General features: G+C 70.2%; 19 protein-coding genes. 8 read left to right on the top strand and 11 right to left on the bottom strand.

Annotation, left to right across the window (positions count from 1 at the left end; translation table 11 throughout):
• Positions 1-4 precede the first annotated feature (4 nt).
• The 5 genes from CLV40_RS34930 (at position 5) to CLV40_RS34910 (ending at position 5,471) form a co-directional block, all read left to right on the top strand.
• The gene (locus CLV40_RS34930) at positions 5-1,093 is read left to right on the top strand and encodes an ATP-binding protein (RefSeq protein ID WP_104483313.1); all 1,089 of its coding nucleotides are present in this window, start codon (positions 5-7) and stop codon (positions 1,091-1,093) included.
• Positions 1,090-3,276: a DUF5682 family protein gene (locus CLV40_RS34925; RefSeq protein ID WP_104483312.1), complete on the top strand. Its 2,187-nt coding sequence runs from the start codon at positions 1,090-1,092 to the stop codon at positions 3,274-3,276. Before CLV40_RS34930 ends, CLV40_RS34925 begins: the two co-directional genes overlap by 4 nt.
• Positions 3,273-4,427: a VWA domain-containing protein gene (locus tag CLV40_RS34920; RefSeq protein ID WP_104483311.1), complete on the top strand. Its 1,155-nt coding sequence runs from the start codon at positions 3,273-3,275 to the stop codon at positions 4,425-4,427. The genes CLV40_RS34925 and CLV40_RS34920 overlap by 4 nt, the downstream gene beginning before the upstream one ends.
• An 81-nt stretch (positions 4,428-4,508) precedes the next feature.
• On the top strand, positions 4,509-4,724 hold the full coding sequence (locus CLV40_RS34915; RefSeq protein WP_104483310.1) for an RNA polymerase subunit sigma-70: 216 nt from the start codon (positions 4,509-4,511) through the stop codon (positions 4,722-4,724).
• A 69-nt stretch (positions 4,725-4,793) separates the two neighbouring features.
• Positions 4,794-5,471, top strand: a complete 678-nt coding sequence (locus CLV40_RS34910; protein ID WP_104483309.1) for a Clp protease N-terminal domain-containing protein — start codon at positions 4,794-4,796, stop codon at positions 5,469-5,471.
• Positions 5,472-5,506: 35 nt separating this feature from the next.
• Here the strand turns inward: CLV40_RS34910 and CLV40_RS34905 are convergent, their stop codons facing one another.
• From CLV40_RS34905 to CLV40_RS40965, 4 genes are all read right to left on the bottom strand, one after another.
• Positions 5,507-6,340 carry a hypothetical protein gene (locus CLV40_RS34905; protein WP_146108389.1) on the bottom strand — a complete coding sequence of 278 codons (834 nt, stop codon included), beginning with the start codon at positions 6,338-6,340 and terminating at the stop codon, positions 5,507-5,509.
• 44 nt (positions 6,341-6,384) lie between these two features.
• Positions 6,385-6,861, bottom strand: a complete 477-nt coding sequence (locus CLV40_RS34900) for a hypothetical protein (protein WP_146108388.1) — start codon at positions 6,859-6,861, stop codon at positions 6,385-6,387.
• Between the two features lie 143 nt (positions 6,862-7,004).
• Positions 7,005-8,042 carry a polysaccharide deacetylase family protein gene (locus CLV40_RS34895; RefSeq protein WP_245931774.1) on the bottom strand — a complete coding sequence of 346 codons (1,038 nt, stop codon included), beginning with the start codon at positions 8,040-8,042 and terminating at the stop codon, positions 7,005-7,007.
• A 152-nt stretch (positions 8,043-8,194) separates the two neighbouring features.
• Entirely contained in the window at positions 8,195-8,875 is a 681-nt protein-coding gene (locus tag CLV40_RS40965) for a lysine 5,6-aminomutase subunit alpha TIM-barrel domain-containing protein (RefSeq protein WP_425428260.1), read from the bottom strand.
• A gap of 113 nt (positions 8,876-8,988) precedes the next feature.
• Here CLV40_RS40965 and CLV40_RS34880 point away from each other — a divergent pair, with 113 nt between their 5' ends.
• On the top strand, positions 8,989-9,738 hold the full coding sequence (locus CLV40_RS34880; RefSeq protein ID WP_104483331.1) for an SAM-dependent methyltransferase: 750 nt from the start codon (positions 8,989-8,991) through the stop codon (positions 9,736-9,738).
• Positions 9,739-9,897: 159 nt separating this feature from the next.
• On the opposite strand, the gene CLV40_RS34875 is transcribed toward CLV40_RS34880, so the two are convergent.
• The 3 genes from CLV40_RS34875 to CLV40_RS34865 all read right to left on the bottom strand — a co-directional run bounded on the left by CLV40_RS34875 (position 9,898) and on the right by CLV40_RS34865 (position 11,910).
• Positions 9,898-10,500 (bottom strand): NADPH-dependent FMN reductase, encoded by a 603-nt coding sequence (locus CLV40_RS34875; protein ID WP_104483305.1) that lies wholly within the window; start codon positions 10,498-10,500, stop codon positions 9,898-9,900.
• 147 nt (positions 10,501-10,647) lie between these two features.
• Complete coding sequence (locus CLV40_RS34870; protein ID WP_104483304.1) at positions 10,648-11,280, bottom strand: peroxiredoxin; 633 nt, start codon at positions 11,278-11,280, stop codon at positions 10,648-10,650.
• An 87-nt stretch (positions 11,281-11,367) separates the two neighbouring features.
• Positions 11,368-11,910: a GNAT family N-acetyltransferase gene (locus CLV40_RS34865; protein WP_181043934.1), complete on the bottom strand. Its 543-nt coding sequence runs from the start codon at positions 11,908-11,910 to the stop codon at positions 11,368-11,370.
• A gap of 74 nt (positions 11,911-11,984) precedes the next feature.
• On the opposite strand from CLV40_RS34865, the gene CLV40_RS34860 reads away from it, so the two are divergent.
• Complete coding sequence (locus CLV40_RS34860; protein WP_104483302.1) at positions 11,985-13,628, top strand: hypothetical protein; 1,644 nt, start codon at positions 11,985-11,987, stop codon at positions 13,626-13,628.
• Between the two features lie 175 nt (positions 13,629-13,803).
• Here CLV40_RS34860 and CLV40_RS34855 read toward each other — a convergent pair whose 3' ends face one another.
• The 4 genes from CLV40_RS34855 to CLV40_RS34840 all read right to left on the bottom strand — a co-directional run bounded on the left by CLV40_RS34855 (position 13,804) and on the right by CLV40_RS34840 (position 20,915).
• A complete protein-coding gene (locus CLV40_RS34855) occupies positions 13,804-15,798 on the bottom strand; it encodes a tetratricopeptide repeat protein (protein WP_181043933.1) in 1,995 nt (664 codons plus the stop codon).
• A gap of 254 nt (positions 15,799-16,052) precedes the next feature.
• Positions 16,053-17,150: a glycosyltransferase gene (locus tag CLV40_RS34850; RefSeq protein WP_104483300.1), complete on the bottom strand. Its 1,098-nt coding sequence runs from the start codon at positions 17,148-17,150 to the stop codon at positions 16,053-16,055.
• A gap of 724 nt (positions 17,151-17,874) precedes the next feature.
• Entirely contained in the window at positions 17,875-19,491 is a 1,617-nt protein-coding gene (locus tag CLV40_RS34845) for a methyl-accepting chemotaxis protein (protein WP_104483299.1), read from the bottom strand.
• A gap of 770 nt (positions 19,492-20,261) precedes the next feature.
• Positions 20,262-20,915 carry a response regulator transcription factor gene (locus CLV40_RS34840; RefSeq protein ID WP_104483298.1) on the bottom strand — a complete coding sequence of 218 codons (654 nt, stop codon included), beginning with the start codon at positions 20,913-20,915 and terminating at the stop codon, positions 20,262-20,264.
• Positions 20,916-21,238: 323 nt separating this feature from the next.
• Between CLV40_RS34840 and CLV40_RS34835 the strand changes: the two genes are divergently transcribed.
• A complete protein-coding gene (locus CLV40_RS34835) occupies positions 21,239-21,934 on the top strand; it encodes a CpaE/TadZ family protein (RefSeq protein ID WP_181043932.1) in 696 nt (231 codons plus the stop codon).
• The last annotated feature ends 119 nt before the right edge of the window (positions 21,935-22,053 follow it).

Raw genomic sequence — 22,053 nt, 5'->3', positions numbered from 1 at the left:
CGACATGACCACCGCAGTTCTCCGGCCGCACGCCGAGGACGAGTACGCGGCCGAGCTGGCGGCGCTGGCCACCGCGGACGACCGGCCCCGGCCGTCGTCGTGGCGGCTGTCGCCGCAGGCGGTGGTGACCTACCTGCTGGGCGGCGTGACCGCCGACGGCACCGAGATCAGCGCGAAGTACGTCGGCCCGCGCAGGCTGATGGAGGTCGCGGTCGCCACCCTGGCCACCGACCGCGCGCTGCTGCTGCTCGGCGTGCCCGGCACCGCCAAGACCTGGGTGTCCGAGCACCTGGCCGCGGCGATCAGCGGGGACTCGACCCTGCTGGTGCAGGGCACGGCGGGCACATCGGAGGAGTCCATCCGCTACGGCTGGAACTACGCCCGGCTGATCGCCGAGGGGCCAAGCGAGCAGGCGATCGTGGAGAGCCCGGTGCTGCGGGCGATGCGCGACGGCAAGATCGCCCGGCTGGAGGAGCTGACCCGCATCCCGGCCGACGTGCAGGACACGTTGATCACGATCCTGTCCGAGAAGACGCTGCCGGTGCCGGAGCTGAACACCGAGACGCAGGCCCGGCCGGGGTTCAACATGATCGCCACGGCGAACAACCGGGACAAGGGCGTCAACGAGCTGTCCAGCGCGCTGCGCCGCCGGTTCAACACCGTGGTGCTCCCGCTGCCGGACAGCGCCGACGCCGAGGTGGAGATCGTCAGCCGCCGGGTCGCGCAGTTGGGCCGGTCGCTGGAACTGCCCGCGGAGGCCGCCGCGCTGTCCGAGATCCGGCGCGTGGTCACGGTGTTCCGCGAGCTGCGGTCGGGTCGCACGGAGGACGGCCGCACCGCGGTGAAGACGCCGTCGGGCACGTTGTCCACGGCCGAGGCGATCAGCGTGCTGACCGGCGGCCTCGCCTTGGCGGCGCACTTCGGCGACGGCGTGCTGCGACCGCACGACGTGGCCGCGGGCATCCTCGGCGCGGTGGTCAAGGACCCGGTCGCCGACCGCGCGATCTGGGTCGAGTACCTGGAGACCGTGGTCCGCGAGCGCGACGGCTGGGCCGACTTCTACCGGGCGGGCCAGGAGATCGCGGGCCGATGACCACCCACCTGCTCGGCATCCGCCACCACGGTCCCGGCTCGGCCCGGGCCGTGGCCGCGCGGCTGGCCGCGATCGCCCCGGACCTGGTCCTGATCGAGGGACCGCCGGAGGCCGACGGGCTCGTCGCGCACGCGGCGGACGAGTCGCTGGTGCCCCCGGTGGCGCTGCTGGCCTACGCCGCCGACGACGTGTCCCGGGCGGCGTTCTGGCCGTTCGCGGCGTTCAGCCCGGAGTGGCGGGCGATCCGGTACGCCGTGGGCGCGGGCGTGCCGGTGCGCTTCTGCGACCTGCCCGCCGCGTACCAGTTCGCGGAGGACCCCTGCGGGGCCCCGGCGGAGTCGATCAGCGCTGACCCGCTGGCCGAGTTGGCGGCGGCGGGTGGCTACGACGACCCGGAGCGCTGGTGGGACGACGTGGTGGAGTCGCGGCGGGACGCCGAGTCGCCGTTCGAGGTGATCGCCGAGGCGATGACGGCGCTGCGGGAGGACCGCGAGGTCACCGACGAACGTGAGCGCAGGCGCGAGGCGCACATGCGGACCGTGCTGCGCAAGGCGCGCAAGGAGGGCTTCGAGCGCATCGCGGTGGTGTGCGGGGCCTGGCACGTGCCCGCGCTGGCCGATCCGCTGCCGCCCGCGGCACGCGACCAGGAGATCCTCCGCGGTCTGCCCAAGCGGAAGGTCACCTGCACCTGGGTACCGTGGACGCACGGCAGGCTCGCCGCGAGCAGCGGCTACGGCGCGGGTGTCCGGTCACCGGGCTGGTACCACCACCTGTTCACCACCGAGTCGGACTCCACCGCGCGCTGGCTGACCGCGGTCGCGGGGGTGCTGCGCGAGGAAGACCTGCCGGTGTCCACGGCACACGTGATCGAGGCGGTCCGGCTCTCCGACACGCTGGCGGCGCTGCGCGGCCGTGCCTCCGCCGGGTTGGCGGAGGTGTCGGAGGCGACCCGCGCGGTGCTGTGCGCCGGTGATGACGTGCGCGCCGACTTCGTCACCGCCCGGCTGCTGGTCGGCGAACGGCTGGGCTCGGTGCCCGAGGCGGTGCCGCGACCACCGCTGACCTCCGACCTGATCGCGGCGGCCAAGCGGCTGCGGCTGGCGCGCGACCCGTTGAGCCGCGAACTCGACCTCGACCTGCGCACCCCCGGCGGGCTGGACCGGTCGCGGCTGCTGCACCGGCTGCGGCTGCTCGGTATCCACTGGGGTACGCCGCGGAAGTCGACGAAGCAGAACAAGGGCACGTTCCGGGAGACCTGGGACCTGGCGTGGGAGCCCGGGTTCGAGGTCGACCTGGTGGCCGCCGCCGTGTACGGCACAACGGTTGTCGCGGCCTCGACGGCGAAGGTCCAGGAGGCGGTGGCCGGGGCACCGCCGCTGTCCGAGATCACCGAGGCGGTGGAGAACTGCCTACTCGCGGACCTGTCCGACGCGTTGCCGGACGCGTTGGCCGCCTTGGATTCCCGGGCCGCGTCGGACACCGACATCACGCACCTGATGACGGCACTACCGGCGCTGACAAGGGCGACTCGCTACGGCGACGTGCGCGGCACCGACACGGGTTCGCTGCGCGCGGTGGCGCTGCGGATGTTGGAACGGGTGTGCGCGGGCCTGCCACCCGCCACGCACGGCATCGACGACGCGGCCGCGGCCCGGTTCGGCGAACTCGTCACCGCGGTGCACGACGCCACCGGTCTGCTCGGTGACGAGGCCAGGCAGCGTTGGCTCACGGCCCTGGTCCGGCTGGCCGCGCGAGAGTCCTTACCCAAGCTGTTGGCGGGTCGGGTGATCCGTGTCCTGCACGACGCCGACCGGCTGGACTCGGCGGAGGTCGAACTGCGCCTCGGCCGGGTCCTCACCCCGGGCGTCGCGCCGGTGGAGGGCGCGGCGTTCGTCGAGGGCTTCTTCGCGGGCGGCGCGCTCCTGCTGGTGCACGACGAACGCCTGTTGCGCACGGTCGACGCGTGGCTCACCGCGATCCCGGGCTCGATGTTCACCGAGGTGCTCCCACTGCTGCGCCGGACCTTCGGCGCGTACGCGGGCCCGGAGAAGCGGGCCATCGGCGAGCGCGCGGCCGGGCTGGCGGGCGCGGTGCGGGTATCGAGTGAATCCGTGGTGTTGGACGAGGAGCGTGCCGCGGCCGTGCTGCCGGTGCTGCGCGCGTTGTTGGGGGTGGCGGGATGAGCGAGACCACGTCCGAGGCCGAGCGCTTGCGGCGCTGGCGGCTGGTCCTGGGCGGCGAGGGGCCGGACCAGAAGTTGTCCGCGGCGGACAGCGGGGTGGACGGGGTGCTGTCAGCGCTCTACGACTCCGGCGGTCGCGGCGACGGCACACCCCGCTCGGCCGGGCTCGGGGCGTCGGCGCCGCGCGTGGCGCGGTGGCTCGGCGACATCCGCCGGTACTTCCCAGGCACGGTGGTGCAGGTGATGCAGCGCGACGCGGTCGACCGGCTCGGGTTGACCAGGATGCTGCTGGAGCCCGAACTGCTGTCCGCGGTGGAACCGGACGTGCACCTGGTGGGCACGCTGCTGTCGCTCAACGGCGTGATCCCCGAGGAGACCAAGGAAACCGCGCGGGAGGTGGTCCGCAAGGTCGTCGCCGAGTTGGAGCGGCGCCTGGCCGAGCCGACCCGCGCGGCGGTCCGCGGCGCGCTCGACAAGGCGTCCCGCACGCACCGCCCCCGCCCGGCGGACATCGACTGGCCCCGGACCATCCAGGCCAACCTCAAGCACTACTCCCCCGACCTGCGCACGATCATCCCCGAACGCCTCATCGGTCACGGCCGCAAACAGCACAGCGTCCAGCGCGAGGTCATCCTCGCGGTCGACCAATCGGGCTCGATGGCCGAGTCCGTGGTCTACTCCGGACTCTTCGGCGCGGTTCTCGCCTCGATGCGCGCGTTGCGAACCAGGTTCGTCGCCTTCGACACCGCCGTGGTCGACCTCACCGAGAACCTCGCCGACCCGGTCGACGTCCTCTTCGGCACCCAACTCGGCGGCGGTACGGACATCAACCGCGCGTTGGCCTACTGCCAGGGGCTGATCACCCAGCCGGAGAACACGATCCTGGTCCTGATCAGCGACCTCTACGAGGGTGGTGTCCGCGCCAACCTGCTCCGTCGAGCCGCCGAACTGGTGGAGGCGGGCGTGCAGGTGGTCACCCTCCTGGCCCTGTTGGACTCCGGAAGGCCTTCCTACGACGAGGAGAACGCCGCCGCCCTCGCGGAACTCGGCATCCCGGCCTTCGCCTGCACCCCCGACCTCTTCCCCGAGCTCATGGCCGCCGCCCTCCGCCGCGACGACATCTCCCAGTGGGCCGCCACGATGCTCAGCTAGCCCACTGGGCGACCCGGTCGCCCCACGCGCCGGCGTCAGCATGTGTTGACGCATCTTCCGGCGTCAGCATATGCTGACGCCATGTCCCTCGACGCGGCCTTGGACCAGGCGAAGGTCACCGGCGACCACGACACCGCCCTCCGTACCGTCGCCCGCCTCCGGCGCCTCGTGGAACACCTGGAAGCCGAACAGGTCACCGCCGCCCGCCGCGCGGGCTGGTCCTGGCACGACGTGGCCCTGCGCCTCGGGGTCACGAAGCAGACGGTTCACCGCAAGTACCGACACCTCACCGACTGACCCGGTTCACCGAACGACTCGGCGCCCCACCAAGCGCGCTCGGTCTCGCTTCCCACGCCGGAGGGCCTCATGTTCCAAGGAGATCACCACTCCCTGACTCGCGTCATGCGGGCCGCGGGCACCACGGCCCGCCGCTTCGCCCATCCACGGGTCGGCAGCGAACACCTCGTGCTCGCTCTCACCACAGTGGACACACCGGTCGCCGACGCGCTGGCGGCACACGGCATTACCGAGGGCGTACTCACCCCGGTGGTGCGGGAGGTCGGCGACCACGGCGCGGGTGCCGCGGCGGACCGGGAAATGTTGGCGCCGCTGGGAGTCGACGTGGCAGGGCTCCTCCCGGTCTCGGCGCTGGACCGTCCCCTGGGTCGTGAACCCCTGTTCCCGTTGGCCGCCGCCCGGGCCCGTGAACGCGCCGCGCGCGCCGCTCCCCCGATCGGCCTCGACGCCCAGGCCGCCTACGCCGCGTCCCTTCGCCTCGCCCTCGCCAGGCGGGAACGCGCTCATCGTCCCGAACACCTCGCCCTGGTCCTGGCAGGCGTCGACCCCGGCGCCGCGTGGACCATCACCCAGGTCGGCATTTCACCCGCCGCTCTCCACGACGCGCTGGCCGGCGCATTCCCACCCCCACGGCGAAACCCCTTACTACGCCTCGAACGCCACCTCGGCTCTCACCGGCGTCGACTCGATCTCCTCCGCCGCTACCACCGCACCACCGGCAGAGTCCCCCACACCCTGATCCTGTGACCGACCAGGCACATCGGCGACATCCCACCCCGGTACTACTTGAAATGGGAGAACCGCCCGCGAAGAGTCCGCGGCACGCGATCCCGCACTGCGACCCTCAGCGCCGCGAGTGGCGAAGCGGAGGCCCCGTCGCGTCCGTTCTGACTCACATACGGCGTGCCCGCCCAGGCATCACCGGACACCTCATACCCCAACGGGTCCTCGTGGTAGAGCCACGCCGCGCGCAAGTCCCGGCAGGCAACCTCACCCACGTACCAGGCCGCACCCTGCACCAAGTCGCCATCCTGCCGCGCCTTGAACTCGTCACGAGTCCCGAACTCCGCGCACAGCAAGGCCTCCACTCGGTCCAGCGAGTCGAGACCGAAGTCGAGCCACGCGGCGTCCACGCCGAGAGCGGACACCCACGCGTGGAACCCGGCCACGCGCTCGGCCAACCAGGCGACAAGCCATTCGTGCCGGATGAACGAGTGGACGTCGATGTCGTCCGGGGACCTGCGCGGCGTCCACTTCGGATGCGCCGCCCGATACGCGGCGACCACATCCGCCAGCCCGCCGATCGCATCGGCGAACACCGTGCCCGACCCGGTCACCCGGGCCCAACCAAGCAACGCGCCCGGGTCGATCAACGGCAACCCCAGCACCTCGTCGGAGGAGACCACGGGCACCTCGTCGATCTCGTCCCAGTCCCAGTCACCGTTGCCCGCGCGGATCAACGACTCGCCGACATAGGCGACCACGCCCTCACCGAAGCCCTGATCGTCCCGCTCGCCCAGCATGACCTCCAGGCGAGCCGGCGACACCACCGTGAAGTCGAACGAGAAGTCCGACGGCAGGTCGACATCCTTGAGCCGGTCCAGGATCGGCTCCACCGCGGACTTCCACTCCGCCAGCGGAGACTCCTCAGCGGCCACGCCTAATCCCCCTGCCTGATCCTGTCACGGATAGCGGAAACGGCGACGGCCGGTTCGTCGACCCAGAAGTCGATCCGACGCACCGCCCCCGCTCCCCCACGGCCGAGGTCGACCTCAAGCGGAACGCGCAGATCGACTGTCACGTTGCTCGACGACGACTCCTCGAACACGAGGGTATCGCCATCGATGATCTCCGCGACCCGCTTCAGGGAACGCGAGCGGGTGATCGCGCGAACCGACTCGATGTCGCCCACCGGCACCCGAACCGACGCGGCGAACACGGGCCGAAGGCGCAGTTCCCGATCGCTTATCACGTGCGGGCACTTGTGGAGGGTGGCGATCACGCCCAAGACCCACACCACGCCCACGACACCCAGGACGAACAACGCGACGCGGCCGGGCTCCCACGACAGAGCGATGTGCACAATGACCAGTTCCAGGCCGTTAACACCCAACACGGCCCACAGAACCGGTCGCACCGTCTTGCCGTAGGAAAGCCCGACCGCGCCTTCGGTACATCAGTCCCCCCGCGCACCACCAACCAGAGCGCTCGAGCGAACATCAGGTTGCGGTGAACAGACCTGCCGAATCCCCGGGGCATTCACCGATCCAACACCAGGTGTCAGCAAGCGCCAAGATCCACCCAGACCCAAGGGGCCTTTGTGGGGCTTTCCACGCGCACCCACCAATCGGCCTGGTAAACTCTCCCCTGGTAGGAAACCCTGCTCCCACCGGGATAGCTGGTGTCGCGCCCCCAGGACGGCGCGGTGCAGGCAGGCGGGTACGGGCCACCGGTCACCGCGGGCAGGTCGAACACCCAGCCGGACCGCTGCCACTGCGGGATCATCTGCCGGTAGGCCGCGACCGTCGGCCCACGATCCCCACCCCCGTCGTGGCTGAGCACGACCGCCGTGGGATACACCGCCGAGCTCAGGCGTCCGACGAGCACGTCACTCGGCGAGCCATCCCAGTCCCGGGGGTCGACGGTCCACGCCAGAGCGGACATCCCGAGCTCGGCCGCGATCTGCGGCGTCGCCCCCCAACTTCCGAAGGGCGCGCGGAAGTACGGGACGGGCAAGTTCGGGTTGCCCGCGGCCCGACGAATGGCATCGCGCGTGGCGACGATGTCGGCGCGCGCCTGCTCGACAGGCATCGAACCCAGGTCGTCGTGCTTGACGGAGTGGTCACACACCGCGTGCCCCTCGGCAACGATCCGCCGGACCAGGTCGGGGTAGAGCTCAACCTGACTGCCCAGCAGGCAGAACACAGCCCGAACCTTGTTCTCCCGCAACAGGTCAAGCACCTGCGGCGTCCACTGCGGGGACGGCCCGTCGTCGAAGGTCAACGCCAACACCTGCCCATCACCACGGGTCCGGTAGACGACCTCCCCGGTCGGCCCGCCCGCGGCACCCGCCGGCACCGCCAACGCCACCACAGAGGCCAGTCCCACCACCGCGGCGGCGATCCGTCGCACCACTGCCATATGCCCCACCCCTTTCCTGGGTCGGGGTGCACCATATTGGTCCGAACCACACGGCGGAATGCCTACACGAGCTGCTTCGACAACCCAGACATCGCACCCACCGCGCCAGCCGCCCACCACCTCAATGGACATGGTCGACGACCAGGGCATCACCGCATCGACAAGTCCATCAGCCACAGCCCACGGCCCAGATGCTGATCGTCACGACCGTCAACCTCAACAAGCCTGCCGTCGCCGGGCTCAAAGCCGGAACCTCGGGCTTCCTGCCGGCGCCGTCGTTCCATCCGCCGATCGGCGCAGTCCCAACGCAGAGCCCACAGACGCCGCCCTCAGAACCCACCTCTCAAACCCTGCGCCCCTCCTTCGAGCCCAAGCCCCGCTGCCACCGAGCCCACCGTTCCCACCCACCACTCCGCGCCCCGGCGGGTGCCGCCAACCCCAGCAAATGCCCGCCAACCGCAGGGTCGCTCGCTCCACAAACACGGTGGCGCGCGAACGAGCGCCCCCCGAGCAGCGGCCCGCGGCGGCGGTGATCTGCTCGACGAACTCGTCGGCGTAGCGCGGCGGCAGGAACCGCGCGTACTCGCGGGCCGCCGCCGGGACCGCGAAGCCGAGGCCGACCTGGAGCAGCAACCCGGTGGTCGCGCTGCCCAGCACCCCACCCACCTGCCGCGCGGTGTTGAAGACCCCGGACGCGGCACCAGCGGCCCAGCACCAGCGGCCCAGCACCAGCGGCCCAGCACCAGCGGCCCAGCACCAGCGGCCTCGAACACTGGCGAACCGACGCCGTGTTCGAGGCCGCACTGCTCGGCGACGGTGTCCACGACCCGGTTGACCCACACCACGTCACAGGCACGGTGGGTGCCGCCGGCGCCGGTGGTGCCCACCAACCGCTGGGCGGCGCGCTCGACGGACAAGATGGTGTGCGCGCGGGCGATCCCGACCACCGGCGCGGCAGCCTCGGCGGCTGGCCGCCGCGCCGTGGCCATCACTGCGGAATCGAGGTCCACTGGCGGCGGACAACGGGTCGAGGTTGAGCCGGATGCCTCAACCTCCGGATGGCCCAACCAGTCGAGGCGGATATCGGTTGCACTGGCCACCCGGGTGCGTGACCCTGCACGCCATGACCGACCCGGAGATCCCGCCGCTGCATGACGACCTGATCTTCCACGGTCCGCTGTCGGAATCCAGGGCGGACCAACTCGTCCGCTCGCTCGGGCCGCTCGCGGGCAGGCATGTGGTCGACCTCGGCTGTGGTTGGGCGGAGTTCCTCCTGCGCGCGGTCGCCACCGACCCCACCGCGACCGGTCACGGTGTGGACCTCGACCAGGCCGCCATCGAGCACGGCCGGGCCGCCGCCAGTGCCCGCGGCCTGGGTACCCGCGTCACGTTGGAGGTCGGTGACGCGGGCGCCTGGTCCGGCTCGGCCGACATCCTCATCGTCAACGGCGCGAGCCAGGTCTTCGGCGGTGAACCGACCCGCCACACCGTCAACGCCTTGGAAGCGGGCAAGCGGCTCCTTCGCCCGGGTGGCCGGTTGCTGCTGGGCGAGGGCTTCTGGGAGCGCGAGCCATCGGCGGAGAACCTCCGGCGGATGCCGATCACCCGCGAGGAATACCGTTCGATGGCCGATCTGGTCGATCTCACAACGGAACACGGCTACCGACCGTTGTGGATCTCCCAGGCCTCACTCGACGAGTGGGACACGTTCCAGTCCCAGCACGCGCTGGGGTGGGAGAAGTGGCTTTCCACTCACCAAGGCCACCCGGCCTTCGACGAGGTCAAGGCGAAAGCGGACACCCACCGCAGCTTTTGGCTCCACGGATGGCGAACGGTTCTCGGCATGGCGTACTTGACGCTCGCATTGGCCTGACGACTTCACCGCGGGCGCGATCGCGCGCCGCCCACGAGCCACCTATGCCTGGTCCAGATCGCACCACCGATCTGGTTGCTTCCCATTCTTCCGACTGGTTCGGGGTTTCGCACGTCTTTTTCCTGACACCAGCGGGTGATTCTTGGATGAGCGGCGGGATCAGGCGCCGTACGGGTGCTTGTCCCGGGCCTCCCGCAACGCCCTTGCCCACCAACCCAACTGGTTCACCAGGGTATCGGCGGCGGCTTCCGCGCCTGCGGGTTCGATCAGCTGCCCCTGCGCGTCGAACTGGGCGTGGAAGTTGTGGAAGCTGAGGGAGTCCCGAATGGTCATCGCGTGCAACTCGGCGAAGATGTGCCGGAGGTGTTCCACGGCCCGCAATCCACCCGCCATGCCGCCGTAGGAGATCAGGGCGACGGGTTTGGCCTGCCACTGGACGAAGTGCCAGTCGATGAAGCTCTTCAGCGACGCCGGGACGCTGTGGTTGTACTCGGGCGTCACCACTACGAAGGCGTCGGCGGCGGTCAGGCGCGGGTCCAACTCGCCCAGCTTGGCGCCGATCTCGGGCGACGGCGAGTCGGTCAGCGCGGCGGGCAGGTCGTAGTCGATCAGGTCTATCAGGTCGACCTCGACACCCGGGTGACGGGCGACCTGGGTGACGAACCACCCGGCGACGGTCGGGCCGAAGCGTCCTTTGCGGACACTTCCGATGATCACAGCCACCCGGATCGGCGCCGACACGGCGCTCGGTGCCACTGACATGGCGAGTCCCCTCTCCAGCAACGGTTCAACGCTCCACTCGCGTTCAAGATCAACGCTATTACCTCGAGTAAGGTGGAGGTCAAACCCCGACCGGGTGACACCCGCGGGCCCGCCCGGCGGCCGGAGGGGCCACCGGGCGGGACGCCGTCAGTCCTGCGGGGCGGAGACGTAGCGCAGGTACGGCTTGACCTCGTCGACCTCGCCGTACTTGGCCTTGGCGTCGTCGGTCGACACGGTCGGCGGCACGATCACCCGGTCGCCCTTGCGCCAGTCGACCGGGGTCGACACGGCGGCGCGGTCGGTGAGCTGCAGCGCGTCGAGGCAGCGCAGGATCTCGTCGAAGTTGCGCCCGACGCTCTTCGGGTAGGTCAGGGTCAGCCGGACCTTGTCGGACGGGTCGATGATGAAGACCGACCGCACGGAGGACGTGTCGCCCTCGTTCGGGTGGATCATCCCGTAGAGCCCGGCGACCTGCTTGTCCGGGTCGGCGATGATCGGGTACTCGACGGTGGTGTCGTTCACCTCGTCGATGTCGGGCACCCAGCGGTTGTGGTCGGCGACCGAGTCGACCGACAGCGCGATCGGCTTGGCACCGCGCGCCGCCCACTCCTGGCGGAGCTGCGCGACCCGCCCCAGTTCGGTGGTGCACACCGGGGTGAAGTCGGCCGGGTGGCTGAACAGCACGGCCCACGAACCGCTCTTCCAGCTGTGGAACTCGATCGACCCGGCCGTGGTCTCCGCGGTGAAGTCGGGGGCGGTGTCACCCAGTTGCAAACCCACCAGTAGCCTTCTTTCGCTCAATGTCAGGACATTTCGCCCGCGAGTCTAGGGAGCGCGGAGTCGCCCAGGCCACAGCCGACGCGCGGATCACAATCGGCGGTCGAGCGTCATCACCACCAGCGGCACGTCCTCGAGGGTGATCGCACCCCGCACGACAAACCCCGCCGACTCGTAGAGCGCCCTGGCGGGTGCCTCCGGGTGAGTGCACAACCACGCCCCGTCAGCGTCGTCGACGAGGCAACTCAGCATCCGCCTGCCCAGGCCCCTTCGCTGGTGGCCGGGGTCGACCATGAAGTTCACCACCTCGAACGCGGGCGCGCGGAGCCCGCGGTGGTCCGCGCTGTCCACCGCGCCGCGAACAGCCTGGTAGAACGCCGGGGCGTCGGGTATCTCGGGTGCCGCCCGCCACCCGTAGGCAGCGCCGACGATCTCGTCGCCACTCCACACGAGCACCCCGCGCACACCCTCATGCGCCAAGTGCGCGGCGAAGACCTCGGCGAACGCCGCGAACCGCTCCTCGCGCTCGTTCCACGGGGGCCCGACGAAGCTGAGCCGGTAAAGCCACGCCAACGGCTCGACCGCGGCCGCCAACTCGGTCACCCCGACGACCCGCACCACGTACTCGCCCATTCCGGCCATGGTAGCGACGGACCACCGGCACGGCCCTAGGCTGGGTGACCGGGGACGGCGGTCGAGGGTGGGGGATGACGAGGCAGCGGGTTCCGATCGGCATCGACGCCGACCGGTGGGTGACGGTCGCACCTCAGCGGGTGGTGCTGGTGGTGGCGCACAACATCGCCACGCTGTCCCGGCTCCTCGACGTCATCGACCTCTTCGACTCCGACTTCCGCGTGCAACTGCTGGCGACCACGTGCGGCACCGACCCGTTCAACGACGGCCTCCCCGAAGCCATCACCGCCCTGGGCCTGAAGACGATCCCCTGGGACCAAGCGCTGTCCACCCGGTTCGACCTGGTGCTGACCGCCAGTCCGCACGGCGGCGTCCCCGACCTCCACGGGCCGAAAGTCCTGCTGTCCCACGGAGTCGGCTACACCAAGCGCGCTCCCGGGGCACGCGGCGCCGACCAGGTCTTCGGCTTGACCGCCCAATGGCTCCTCGACAACGGCGAACCCATCGCCGACGCCCTGGTACTCGCCCACGACAACGACGTGGCCCGCCTGCGGACAGCGGTACCCCAGGCCGCGCACACGGCGGTCCTCGCGGGCGACCCGTGCCTCGACCGCATGCGCGCCAGCCGCGACCTGCGCAACCACTACCGCGCCCGCCTCGGCGTCGCGCCGGACCAGGTCCTGGTAGTGGTCTCGACCACCTGGTCCACCCGGTCCCTGCTGGGATCCTGGCCTGAGTTCTACCGATCCCTGCTGGCCGAACTGCCCGTGGACCGTTTCCGAACCGCCGCGATCATCCACCCCAACGCCACCAGAGGCCATGGTCCCCGGCAGATCCGGACCTGGCTCGCCGACTGCGCCCGGGCCGGGCTGGTCCTGATCCCCGACCTGACCGGCTGGCAAGCCGCCCTCGTCGCCGCCGACTGCGTGATCGGCGACAACGGCGCTGTCACCTGCTACGCCGCCGCCCTGGGCCATCCCGTGCTCCTGGCCGCCTTCCCCGAGGACGTCGTCGCTCAAGGCTCAGCGGTCCACGCGCTGGGCCTATCCGCGCCACGACTCGTCCCCGGCCACCCCCTGCTCGCGCAGGTGGAAGCAGCCCTCGCCCGCGGCCACGACAGCCACCCCTCGGTACGGCGCCTGGTGTCGTCCATCCCCGACGAGTCACCGGACCGACTGCGGTCGCTGTTCTATCGGGTCCTGGACTTACCGGAGCCACAGCCCGAGCCAGTGGTGCACCCGGTGCCGCTCACCGGCATCGACCTCACCGAGTCCCGGGTGTCCGCGTGGAATGCCGCCACCCATGTCACCGGCCGGGCGGTCAAGGTCAGCCGCTACCCGGCCGACGCGCGGACCACCCTCACGGCGGACCACCAGCACTTGGCAGTGCACGCCCGCCACCCCGGCCGACGCCTCCGAGGGCACGCCGACGTGTTGTTCCTGTACGACTCGGAACTCGACGAAGACCTCGATGTGGCGTTGAGCGAGTTCTTGGCCCGCTATCCCGGATGTGCGCTTGCCGCAGTCCTGTCACGGACGTCAGCCACCGTCCGGTCCCGGGAAGGGGAAACGGTCACGCTGACATCGAACGCCGATGCCGGGCTGTGCGCGTCGGTCGCCGCCGCCTGGTTGTTCTCCGGAGCGAAGCTCAGCGAACTCACGCCGTCGGTCCGGGCACATGTTGGGGCACGCGACTACGACATCTCGGCCACGTCCTGAGGGTTCCTGGATGAAGGAAATCAACGCCCACCAACAAGGTATCAGTTGGCTTTGGCGAAATCGTCACCGTTTCGGGTGGATTGATCAGGCGCGGGCAGCGCACGTAGATTCCCGCGGTGTGCCTTGAACAAACCGGCGTTGATCGCCCAGCACACAACCGGAGCGACGCGCCTGATCAGACGGAATGCCGAGCCAGCCGCTCGTCTAGGCTCTCCACCACCGACCACAAGCCGATCTGCCGTGCCAGCTCGCGAGCCTCTCGCAGTCGGCCCACCGCGGCGGCCTGTTCACCGTCGGCGAAGTCGAGTTCGGCAAGTGCCACCAAGGCGTCTATCTGCTTGGACCGCAGACCACCCGCCGCGAACAGCTCAAGCGCGCGTTCCAACGTCGGACGCGCCTGATCGCCCGAGATCGGCGCGAGCGCGAGCAACGCGCGCGCCTCGTTGATCACCTCGCCCCGGTCGTGGAACCACTCGAGGGCGTCGCGCAGCTCGGCATCCGCCTCCGCGGTGTGGCCGAGCGCGACAAGATCGGTTCCCCGGTGCAGTGAAAGCAGCACGAGAGCCCGTTCACGGTGTTCCCGGTTCTCGATCTCCCCCGTGCGCAGGATTTCCCGTGCCCGCTCGAACCGGTCAACCGCCGAGGCGTGGTCGCCGACCTGGCGCAGCACCAAGCCGGACCACTCGACCGCGCTCGCCTCACCCAGCCGATCTCCGCACTCCTGGGCCAACCCCATGGCGCGCTCGAATTCCCGGAGCGCGGCAGGGAACTCCTTCGCCTTCTCGTGCGCGGAGCCGAGGTCGTGGTGCAGGCGCATGGAGAGCCGGACATCGCCGAGCGCGTCGGCGGCGGGCACCGCGAGCCGCAGCACGGCGAGCAGGTGCGAGGTGCGGTCGGTGTTGTAGTACCAGGGTTGCAGCGCCTCACCGAGTTCCGCGCACGCTTGGTCGAGCGAGAGTTCGTCGGCCAGCGCGGCGATCGCCGGGTACACGGCGTCGTCGCGTTCGAGCTCCGCGGCCGCGGGTCGGTAGGCGTCGTCGCCGTCGTAGGCGGGATCGATCGCCTCGGCTCGGGCACTGACGCTCCACCGCCGGGAAACGTTCTTGCTGAGGGCGGCGGCCCTGCGGAGGTACCAGCCGACCGCGCGGAGGCGTGCCGCCCGTGGCTCCAGGTCGGCGGCCTCCGCACGGGCGCGGGCGTGCTCGCGAACCAGGCTGTGGATGGCGACACGGTCATCGGCGCGGCGAACCAGGTACGCTTCGTCCAGGTCGTCGACGAGGTCGTTGGTCTCCGAGATCGACCGGTCCAGGACAGCGGCGGCAGCGGCCAGGTCGAACTCGGCGGCGGGGATCTGGCCGAGCAGGCAGTAGGCCCGGCGTTGTTCTTCGTCGAGGTCGGCGAAGGACGCGTCGAAGACAGCTTCCACCGGCGCGTCACCTTCCAACCGCAGGTGTTCGAACGGCGCCTTGGTGATCTGGTCGACCAAGGCGGCGAGCGAGCGGGTGCGGCGGGCGAGAATGCGCGCGGCCACCACGCGCAGCGCCAGCGGCAACCCCGAGCAGAAGTTGACCAGCCGCTCGCCTGCGGCGGGTTCGGCGGCGAACCGCTCGGCACCCACGATGCCCCGCACCAACCGAATGGCGTCGTCGGTGGTGAAGTTCTCCAGCTCGATGCGGCTGAACCCGCTGTACACCAGGCCGTCCAGGTGGCGCCTGCTGGTGACGAGCACGACCGCGTCCGGCGACGACGGCAGCAGTGGCCGCACCTGAGCCGACGTCCGGGCGTCGTCGAGCACCACCAGGATGGCCCGGTTGGCGGTGTGCGAGCGGAAGTCGGCGGCCAGTTCGTCGAGGGCACCGGGGATCTCGGCGGGCTCCTTGCCCAGTTGGCGCAGGAAGTGCCGCAACACGTCGGCCACATCGGCGGCGTTGTCGGGCGTCGAACCGCGGAGGTCGGCGTAGAGGATGCCGTCGGTGAACCGCGTCTCGAACAGGTTCCCCAACCGCACGGCCAACGTGGTCTTGCCGATGCCAGGCGGGCCGGTGAGCCAGATTCGTCCTGGACCCTCTACCGCGACAGGGCCGGTGCCGACGACCAACCGACGGAACGCATCGATCTCCCGCCCCCGGTTGAGGAAGCCCGGCTCATCCCCGGGCAGCAACCGCGGCACCCCACTGTCCACCACCGGCGACCCCCGCCTCTCTCGCTCCGGCCTCGTACTCTAGCCGCGCCGGTTCAACGCCGGGGCGCAGTTCACCACCCTCCGACGGCCCGAGAGCCCGATGCCGGGCACGCCGACACGTATCACCGTCACCAAGTTCACCAACGCCGACGACATACAAATCGACACAAGCGAGGGGAACCCACCTGAAGGCAGGCCGAATTCGCGCGATGTCCGAGGACACAACTCGAATACCGCGCACCTCAGATGCCCGATCGCGCTCTACCCGTGCGCGCGCCCTGCCCGTGTTCGACGAAATCCAGCAGCAGATCTGCCGCGTCCGATACGGGGGTGTGGCGCGCCAACCTCTCGCGCCACACCCCGACCGCCGCGCGCACCCCCGCGTCAGCCGCCACCGACTCCACCGCACCCCGTAGGTCGGCGACCGTCCTGGGCGCCCGTACGGCCACCTCGAGCCGCACCAGGGTCTTGGCGATGTGGCGCTGGTCGGCCGCCCGCGGACGCACCACCATCGGTACTCCCGCCGCCAACGCCTCCAGGCTGGAGTTCATACCCGCGTGCGTCAGGAAAACGGAAGACCTCGCCAACACCGCCTGCTGGGGCATGAACCTCCGTGCGATGACATTGTCCGGCAGGTTTCCGAGCATGGTCGGATCCACCGGACCGGTCGCCACCACGACCCGCCATCGAGAGCCCGCGAACGCCGCCACCACAGCGCGCATATATGCGGGAGTCCATGCCCATACTGTCCCAGGTGATACGTATAGTACCGGATCTCCTTGCGGGTAAACGAGATCCGAGGTGTCACCAAGATCGGTGAACTTGGGCAGGAGCGGGCCGACGAACCGCGCGCCCTCCGGCGCCGCGCCCGGTTGGAGGCAACGGATGGCATTGACCAGCGCCAGCCGTTCCCGTCTGGCCGCTCTGAGTCCGTTTCCGGATAGGAAGGTCGTGCTGAACAGCACGGCAGGAGCGCCCGAGCCGGACAGGAACCTATTCACCGCGCGGACTGCCGGGTCAACCACCGTCAGGTCGGCCCACTCGCCCGCGAGCAGATCGGCCACGACGTGTCGGGTGTGCCGGTCGACGAGGCGCTTGCGTACCCGGCCCGCGAGGTAGCGCCCGGTCCCCACTCCCCCGATCCGGGCGGGCACATAGACATCGGCGCGCATGGCGGGCGAGATCGGCTCCGCACCGGCTGCGGCAACCAGCTCGGAGAACCGGCTGTCGACGACGACGCGGACGCGGACCCCTCTGAGCACGAGTTCTTCGGCGACCGCCAGCATCGGCAGGACGTGTCCGTATGCCGGATAAGGGACGAAATCGATCCGCGTCCGCACCTGCGATCAGCCTCCTGGGGACACGGTAGCGCAGAGATCATCATCGGCGTCGCCGACCACCGCCGACGGCCGGAGTTATCCACATGCCCGCGAGTTGTCCACAGATTCTCGCCGGGCACAGACAGCGGGTTGCGCCGCTGAGAACCTGGTCGTACAAGCAAATCCGGCCAGAAAGGAGTCCACATGGGACATGAACCATACAACTGAATAGCAATATGTCCTGGATAAAGGAACGCCAGGTCGCATGGTCGGGCGCGGTCGCCCGACGGGTCGCCGTCCACTCCGGAGGATGGCTCGCGGGATCACCTCACCCGCAGGCCATCCACCATCCTCCGGGATTCGCACCCCGGCGACGCATCGGATGACCCAACCCGCTCATGCGCCCCGGCCTGGACATGCCGCTCCCCAGAGGTGGCGTCTTCGAGTTCGGTCCTGCCGGATCTCTTCGACGCGACGCTCTGATCCCGGGAACACGCAGCACTCTGATCCGCGCTCGACGCCTCGGACGATCTCCGCGGTTGCGCGGCGGAGGATTCCCGTCCTCCGCTGTGGGTCGGTACGTGTCGCGTCAGAGCACGCCGGGAACGGCTGTCCAGTGCCGGGGCGCCGCCGGTGAGGCTGTTGATCGGTCTCACCGGGATGCCGCCTGGCAGGAACACGGTTGCCCGGTATCCGGGCATGGCCGGGTACCGGGCAACCGTGGGCGACTGCTGTCGTCGACCTGCTACAGGCGGAACTGGGCGACGACGCTGTGCATCTCGCCGCTCATCTGGGCCAGTTCGGTGGCGGCCTGCTGCCAGTGCTGGACACCGGCGGTCGTGGTGCTGGTGGCCGAGGCGACACCGTTGATGTTGGTGGCGATCTCGCGGCTGCTGGACGCGGCCTCGGCGAGGCTGCGGTTCATCTCGTTGGTGGTGGCGGTCTGCTCCTCCACCGCCGCGGCGATGACGATCTGGAAGTCGCTGATCCGGCCGACGGTCGCCACGATCTCACCGATCGCGGTGATCGCATCGGCGGTGTCGGTCTGGATGGCCTCGACGCGGGTGATGATGTCCTCGGTGGCCTTGGCGGTCTCCTGGGCCAGGTCCTTGACCTCACCGGCGACCACGGCGAACCCCTTGCCCGCGTCGCCCGCCCGAGCGGCCTCGATGGTGGCGTTCAGCGCCAACAGGTTGGTCTGCTCCGCGATCGAGGTGATCACCTTGACCACGTTGCCGATCTCCACGGACGACACGCCCAGTTTGGCGACAGTCGAGTTGGTCTGCTCCGCGACGGTCACCGCCTTGGTGGCGACGTCGGCGGCCTCGCTGGCGTTGTCGGCGATCTGGCGGATGGACTCGCCCATCTCGGTGCCGCCGGTGGCGACGGTGTCGACGTTCTGCAGCACCAGTTCGGCGGCCTTGGTCACGGCGCCCGCCTGGGAGCTGGCGTCGGCGGCGGAGCCCGCGATGTCGGTGGAGACCGCGGACAGCCGGTCCGAGGCCGACGCGAGCGACTTGGCGTGCCCGGCGAGGGTGGTCACGGTGCCGCGCAGGGACTCGATGGTGCGGTCGACGGCGTTGCCGACCTGGGCGATCTCGTCCGTGCCCGGCAGGTCGGCGCGGGCGGTCAGGTCGCCGTGCTCCAGCTTGCCCAGGGACCGCACGACCACGGCCAGCGGGCGCACGACGGAGCGGGTGGCCCACAGGGCCAGGCCGGTGGCCAGCACGAGCGCGGTGATCAGGGTGGCGATGAGCACCCAGGAGCTGCCGGACTGGGCGCTGTCCGCCTCAGCCTGCAGCGCCTTCATGCGGGCGTTGACCGACTCGGACAGCTTGGTGCTGGCGTCGAGGACTTTGCCGTAGGCGGCGGAGGCCTCGCCACCGTTGATGCTGTCCATCGCGCGGGCGCGGGCCGCCTGCGAGTCGTCCTGCTGCAGCCACTGCACGATCTTGGTGTCCCAGGCGAAGAAGTCGTCCCAGGCGGGCTTGAGGGTGGCGAAGATCGCGCGCTCGGCGGCGGTCAGGGAGTCGACGTGCGCGGAGTTGAGGTGGGCGTAGAGGGCGTCCTTGGCCTTGAGTTCCGCTGCGCGGTTGTAGGCGTCGGGGGCCAGGGCCTTGGCGGAGCCGTAGGCACCCGCGTCGGCGATCATCAGGGCCTGCCAGCCGGTGAGGTCGGCGGCGTCGTACTTGACCTGGTCGATGTCGTCCTGCACGAGTCGCAACTGGTCGAGGCGGTTGCCGATGTCGTCCTGCTGGTTCAGGCCCCACCACCCGGCAGTGGCCGCGAAGACGATGAGGAGCACCAGGACAGTGAAGGATCCGCCAAGCCGCACGCCGACCTTGGCCTTGCCGAGAGCCATCGTTGCCGCCCTTTCCGGACGCCGCACAGGGGCTCACCGGGGTGACGTCCCACTGCGGGACGGGACCGGGAGCCGATCTACACCGCCCTTCGGCAGTCGGTGGAGGGACCTGAGCAAGACTTGATGGCCCTCGTGACCAAAGTCCCACGCTCCGCGGGACCGTCGGCTCTTCCTGCGATTCGGCCTGCTCAGGGGCACGTCGAGGTGGGTACTCGATCGGGTCCGGGTGAGCCTTCGGTGGGCGAGGTCGGCCGTCCCGCCGAGATGCCGGGCGGGGTGGCGAGGCCGTGTCCAGCGGACCACGTGGCGGCGGGCGAGCCGGCCATGTCGATGACGGCTGGGTCAGCGACCCGGCAGCCAACTGTGCACGGAACCGCTGCCGGGCGGATGCCGGGGTTGTCTGAGCGGTTGCCGAAGTGTGAGGTGCTGCCGTTGGAGCAGGTGCTGGCACGGGGCCGTCCGGCGGTGTCTGGTCCGGCGTGGATGGTTGGCACGGCAGCGGCTGTGGTCCGGCGGCAGTGACAACGGAGACAGTGACAACGGAGGCGGTCCGGTGGTGGTGACGGTCCAGCGGCAGTGTTGATCCGGCTGCCGTCGTGGTCTGGCGGCACAGGTGTCCGGCGGCGGAGTGGTGGGCCGCCCGGCAGTGGTGGCGGTATCCGGCGGTCATGGCGGTATCCGACGGCGGTGAGGGCACTGTTGGCTGCGGCGCGGCCTCGCGGTGCCGGATGGATCGGATGAAGCGATGTACCTGGGGGGCGGGTGATGGGTCAGCCTGGGGCGGAGGAGAGGTCGCCGTCGTAGTCGATGAGGCCGGTGCGCAGGGCCGTGACCAGGGCCTGGGCTCGGCTGGAGGCGCCTAGCTTGTCGTAGAGGCGGGCGACGTAGGTCTTGGCGGTGGACTTGCTGATGTGGATGGTGCCCGCGATCTCCGGGATCGACTTGCCGTCCCGGAGGAGGGTCAGGACCTGGCGTTCTCTCGGTGACAGCGCGAACCGCGCCTCCTGCTCCCGGCGGCGGGTCAGGGCGTCCAGCAGGCCGGTGGCGGTGAAGGAGGTGGCCGCGACGGCCGCGTGGCGGATGGCGCCGAGCACCTCGATGACCGGCGCGGTCTTGACCACGAACGCGGACGCGCCGTGGTCGAGGGCCCGGAAGAGCACGTCGTCCTGGTCGATGGAGGTCAGCACCACGATGCCGAGGGCGGGGTAGCGGCCACGCAGTTCGCGGGCCAGCCGGAGACCGTCGCCGTCGGTGAGGTCGACGTCGATGAGGACCACATCGGGCTTGGCCTCGGCGACCAGGCCGGGCGCGGCCACCGCCGAGCCCGTCTCGGCCACGACCTCGATGTCGGGGTGCGCGCCCGCGAGCATCGACAGCCCATACCGGGTCAACGTGTCACTGTCGACCACGACGGTGCGGATCACCAGACTCCACCTTCCCTCATCACCCACACGGGCGATGACACTGGTGACTGTCGGTTTACCGCTGGCTGGGGTTACAGGAAGCCGCGAAATGTGGCCGATTCCCCGGGCGGTTTTCCTCAGATGTCATGGAGCCCCAGGTCACATCGATATGTCGGGCGACCGCCCGACAGCGGTCGGCCACCTGGAGTGACAATGCGACCGGTCACCCGCTGCCGAATGCTCCCACCATCGGCCACGCTCTGTGACAGCCGGGCGCCGTCGGGGGCCGAAGCCCTGGCAGGGTCGGATCGGGTGCCGGGCAGGCGGATAGGGATTTGGACAGCGTGAGCGCACACATCATCACGGTCACCGGGGGCCGCGCAGGTTGCGGCAAGTCGACCGTGGCGGCGAACCTGGCCGCCGTCCTCGCCACCCGCCGGACGGGGCCCGTGTGCCTGGTCGACCTCGATTTCGCCGCGGGCACCATCGCCGACATGTTCGACGCCGAGGCGGACGCCGGAGGTGTTCCCGAGGCCCACGTCGCCACCCGCCTGGCGCACGGCCTCTACGCGGTCCTCGCCCCCACCATCCTCGGCGACCCCGGGCGGCTGCCGGAGCGGGTCGTGAGCGAGCTGCTGGCCGTGCTGTCGACGATGTACAGCTATGTGGTGATCGACACGCCCTCGGTGGTCAACAAGCACGTGCTGACCGCGTTGGAGTACGCGCACCAGCAGATCTTGATCACCACCCCGGAGCGGCCGGGGTTGCGTGGGCTGAGGCAGGTGCACAGCATGCTCGATCTGCTCGACCACTCGCCCGCGCTGCGCACGGTCGTGGTGAACCGGGCGATCTCGGACAGCGGGCTGCCGGAGGGCGAGATCGTCGAGGCGGCTCGGGCGCCGATCGCGGCGTGGTTGCCGACCACGGCGGACGTGCCCCAGTCGATCAACAACGGTCACCCGCTGGCCACGATGGATCCCGGGCATCCGTTCAGCGCGGCTGTTCGCGAACTCGCGCTGACCCACGTCTGCCACGTCTGAGAGGCGCGCTTCGCCGGACCTCTCGGGACTGTTTCAAAATCGGTGTTTCCGGCCCGACACGCCGGGCCGAAGGTCCGGCGGGATGGGCACTGTGAGTGATGACATCCGATGTTGTGAGT

Origin of the sequence: Actinokineospora auranticolor (assembly GCF_002934265.1) — a bacterium.
Taxonomy (GTDB): domain Bacteria; phylum Actinomycetota; class Actinomycetes; order Mycobacteriales; family Pseudonocardiaceae; genus Actinokineospora; species Actinokineospora auranticolor.
The sequence above is the reverse complement of the archived record's forward strand: the minus strand, read 5'-3'. Positions and strand labels throughout refer to the sequence as shown.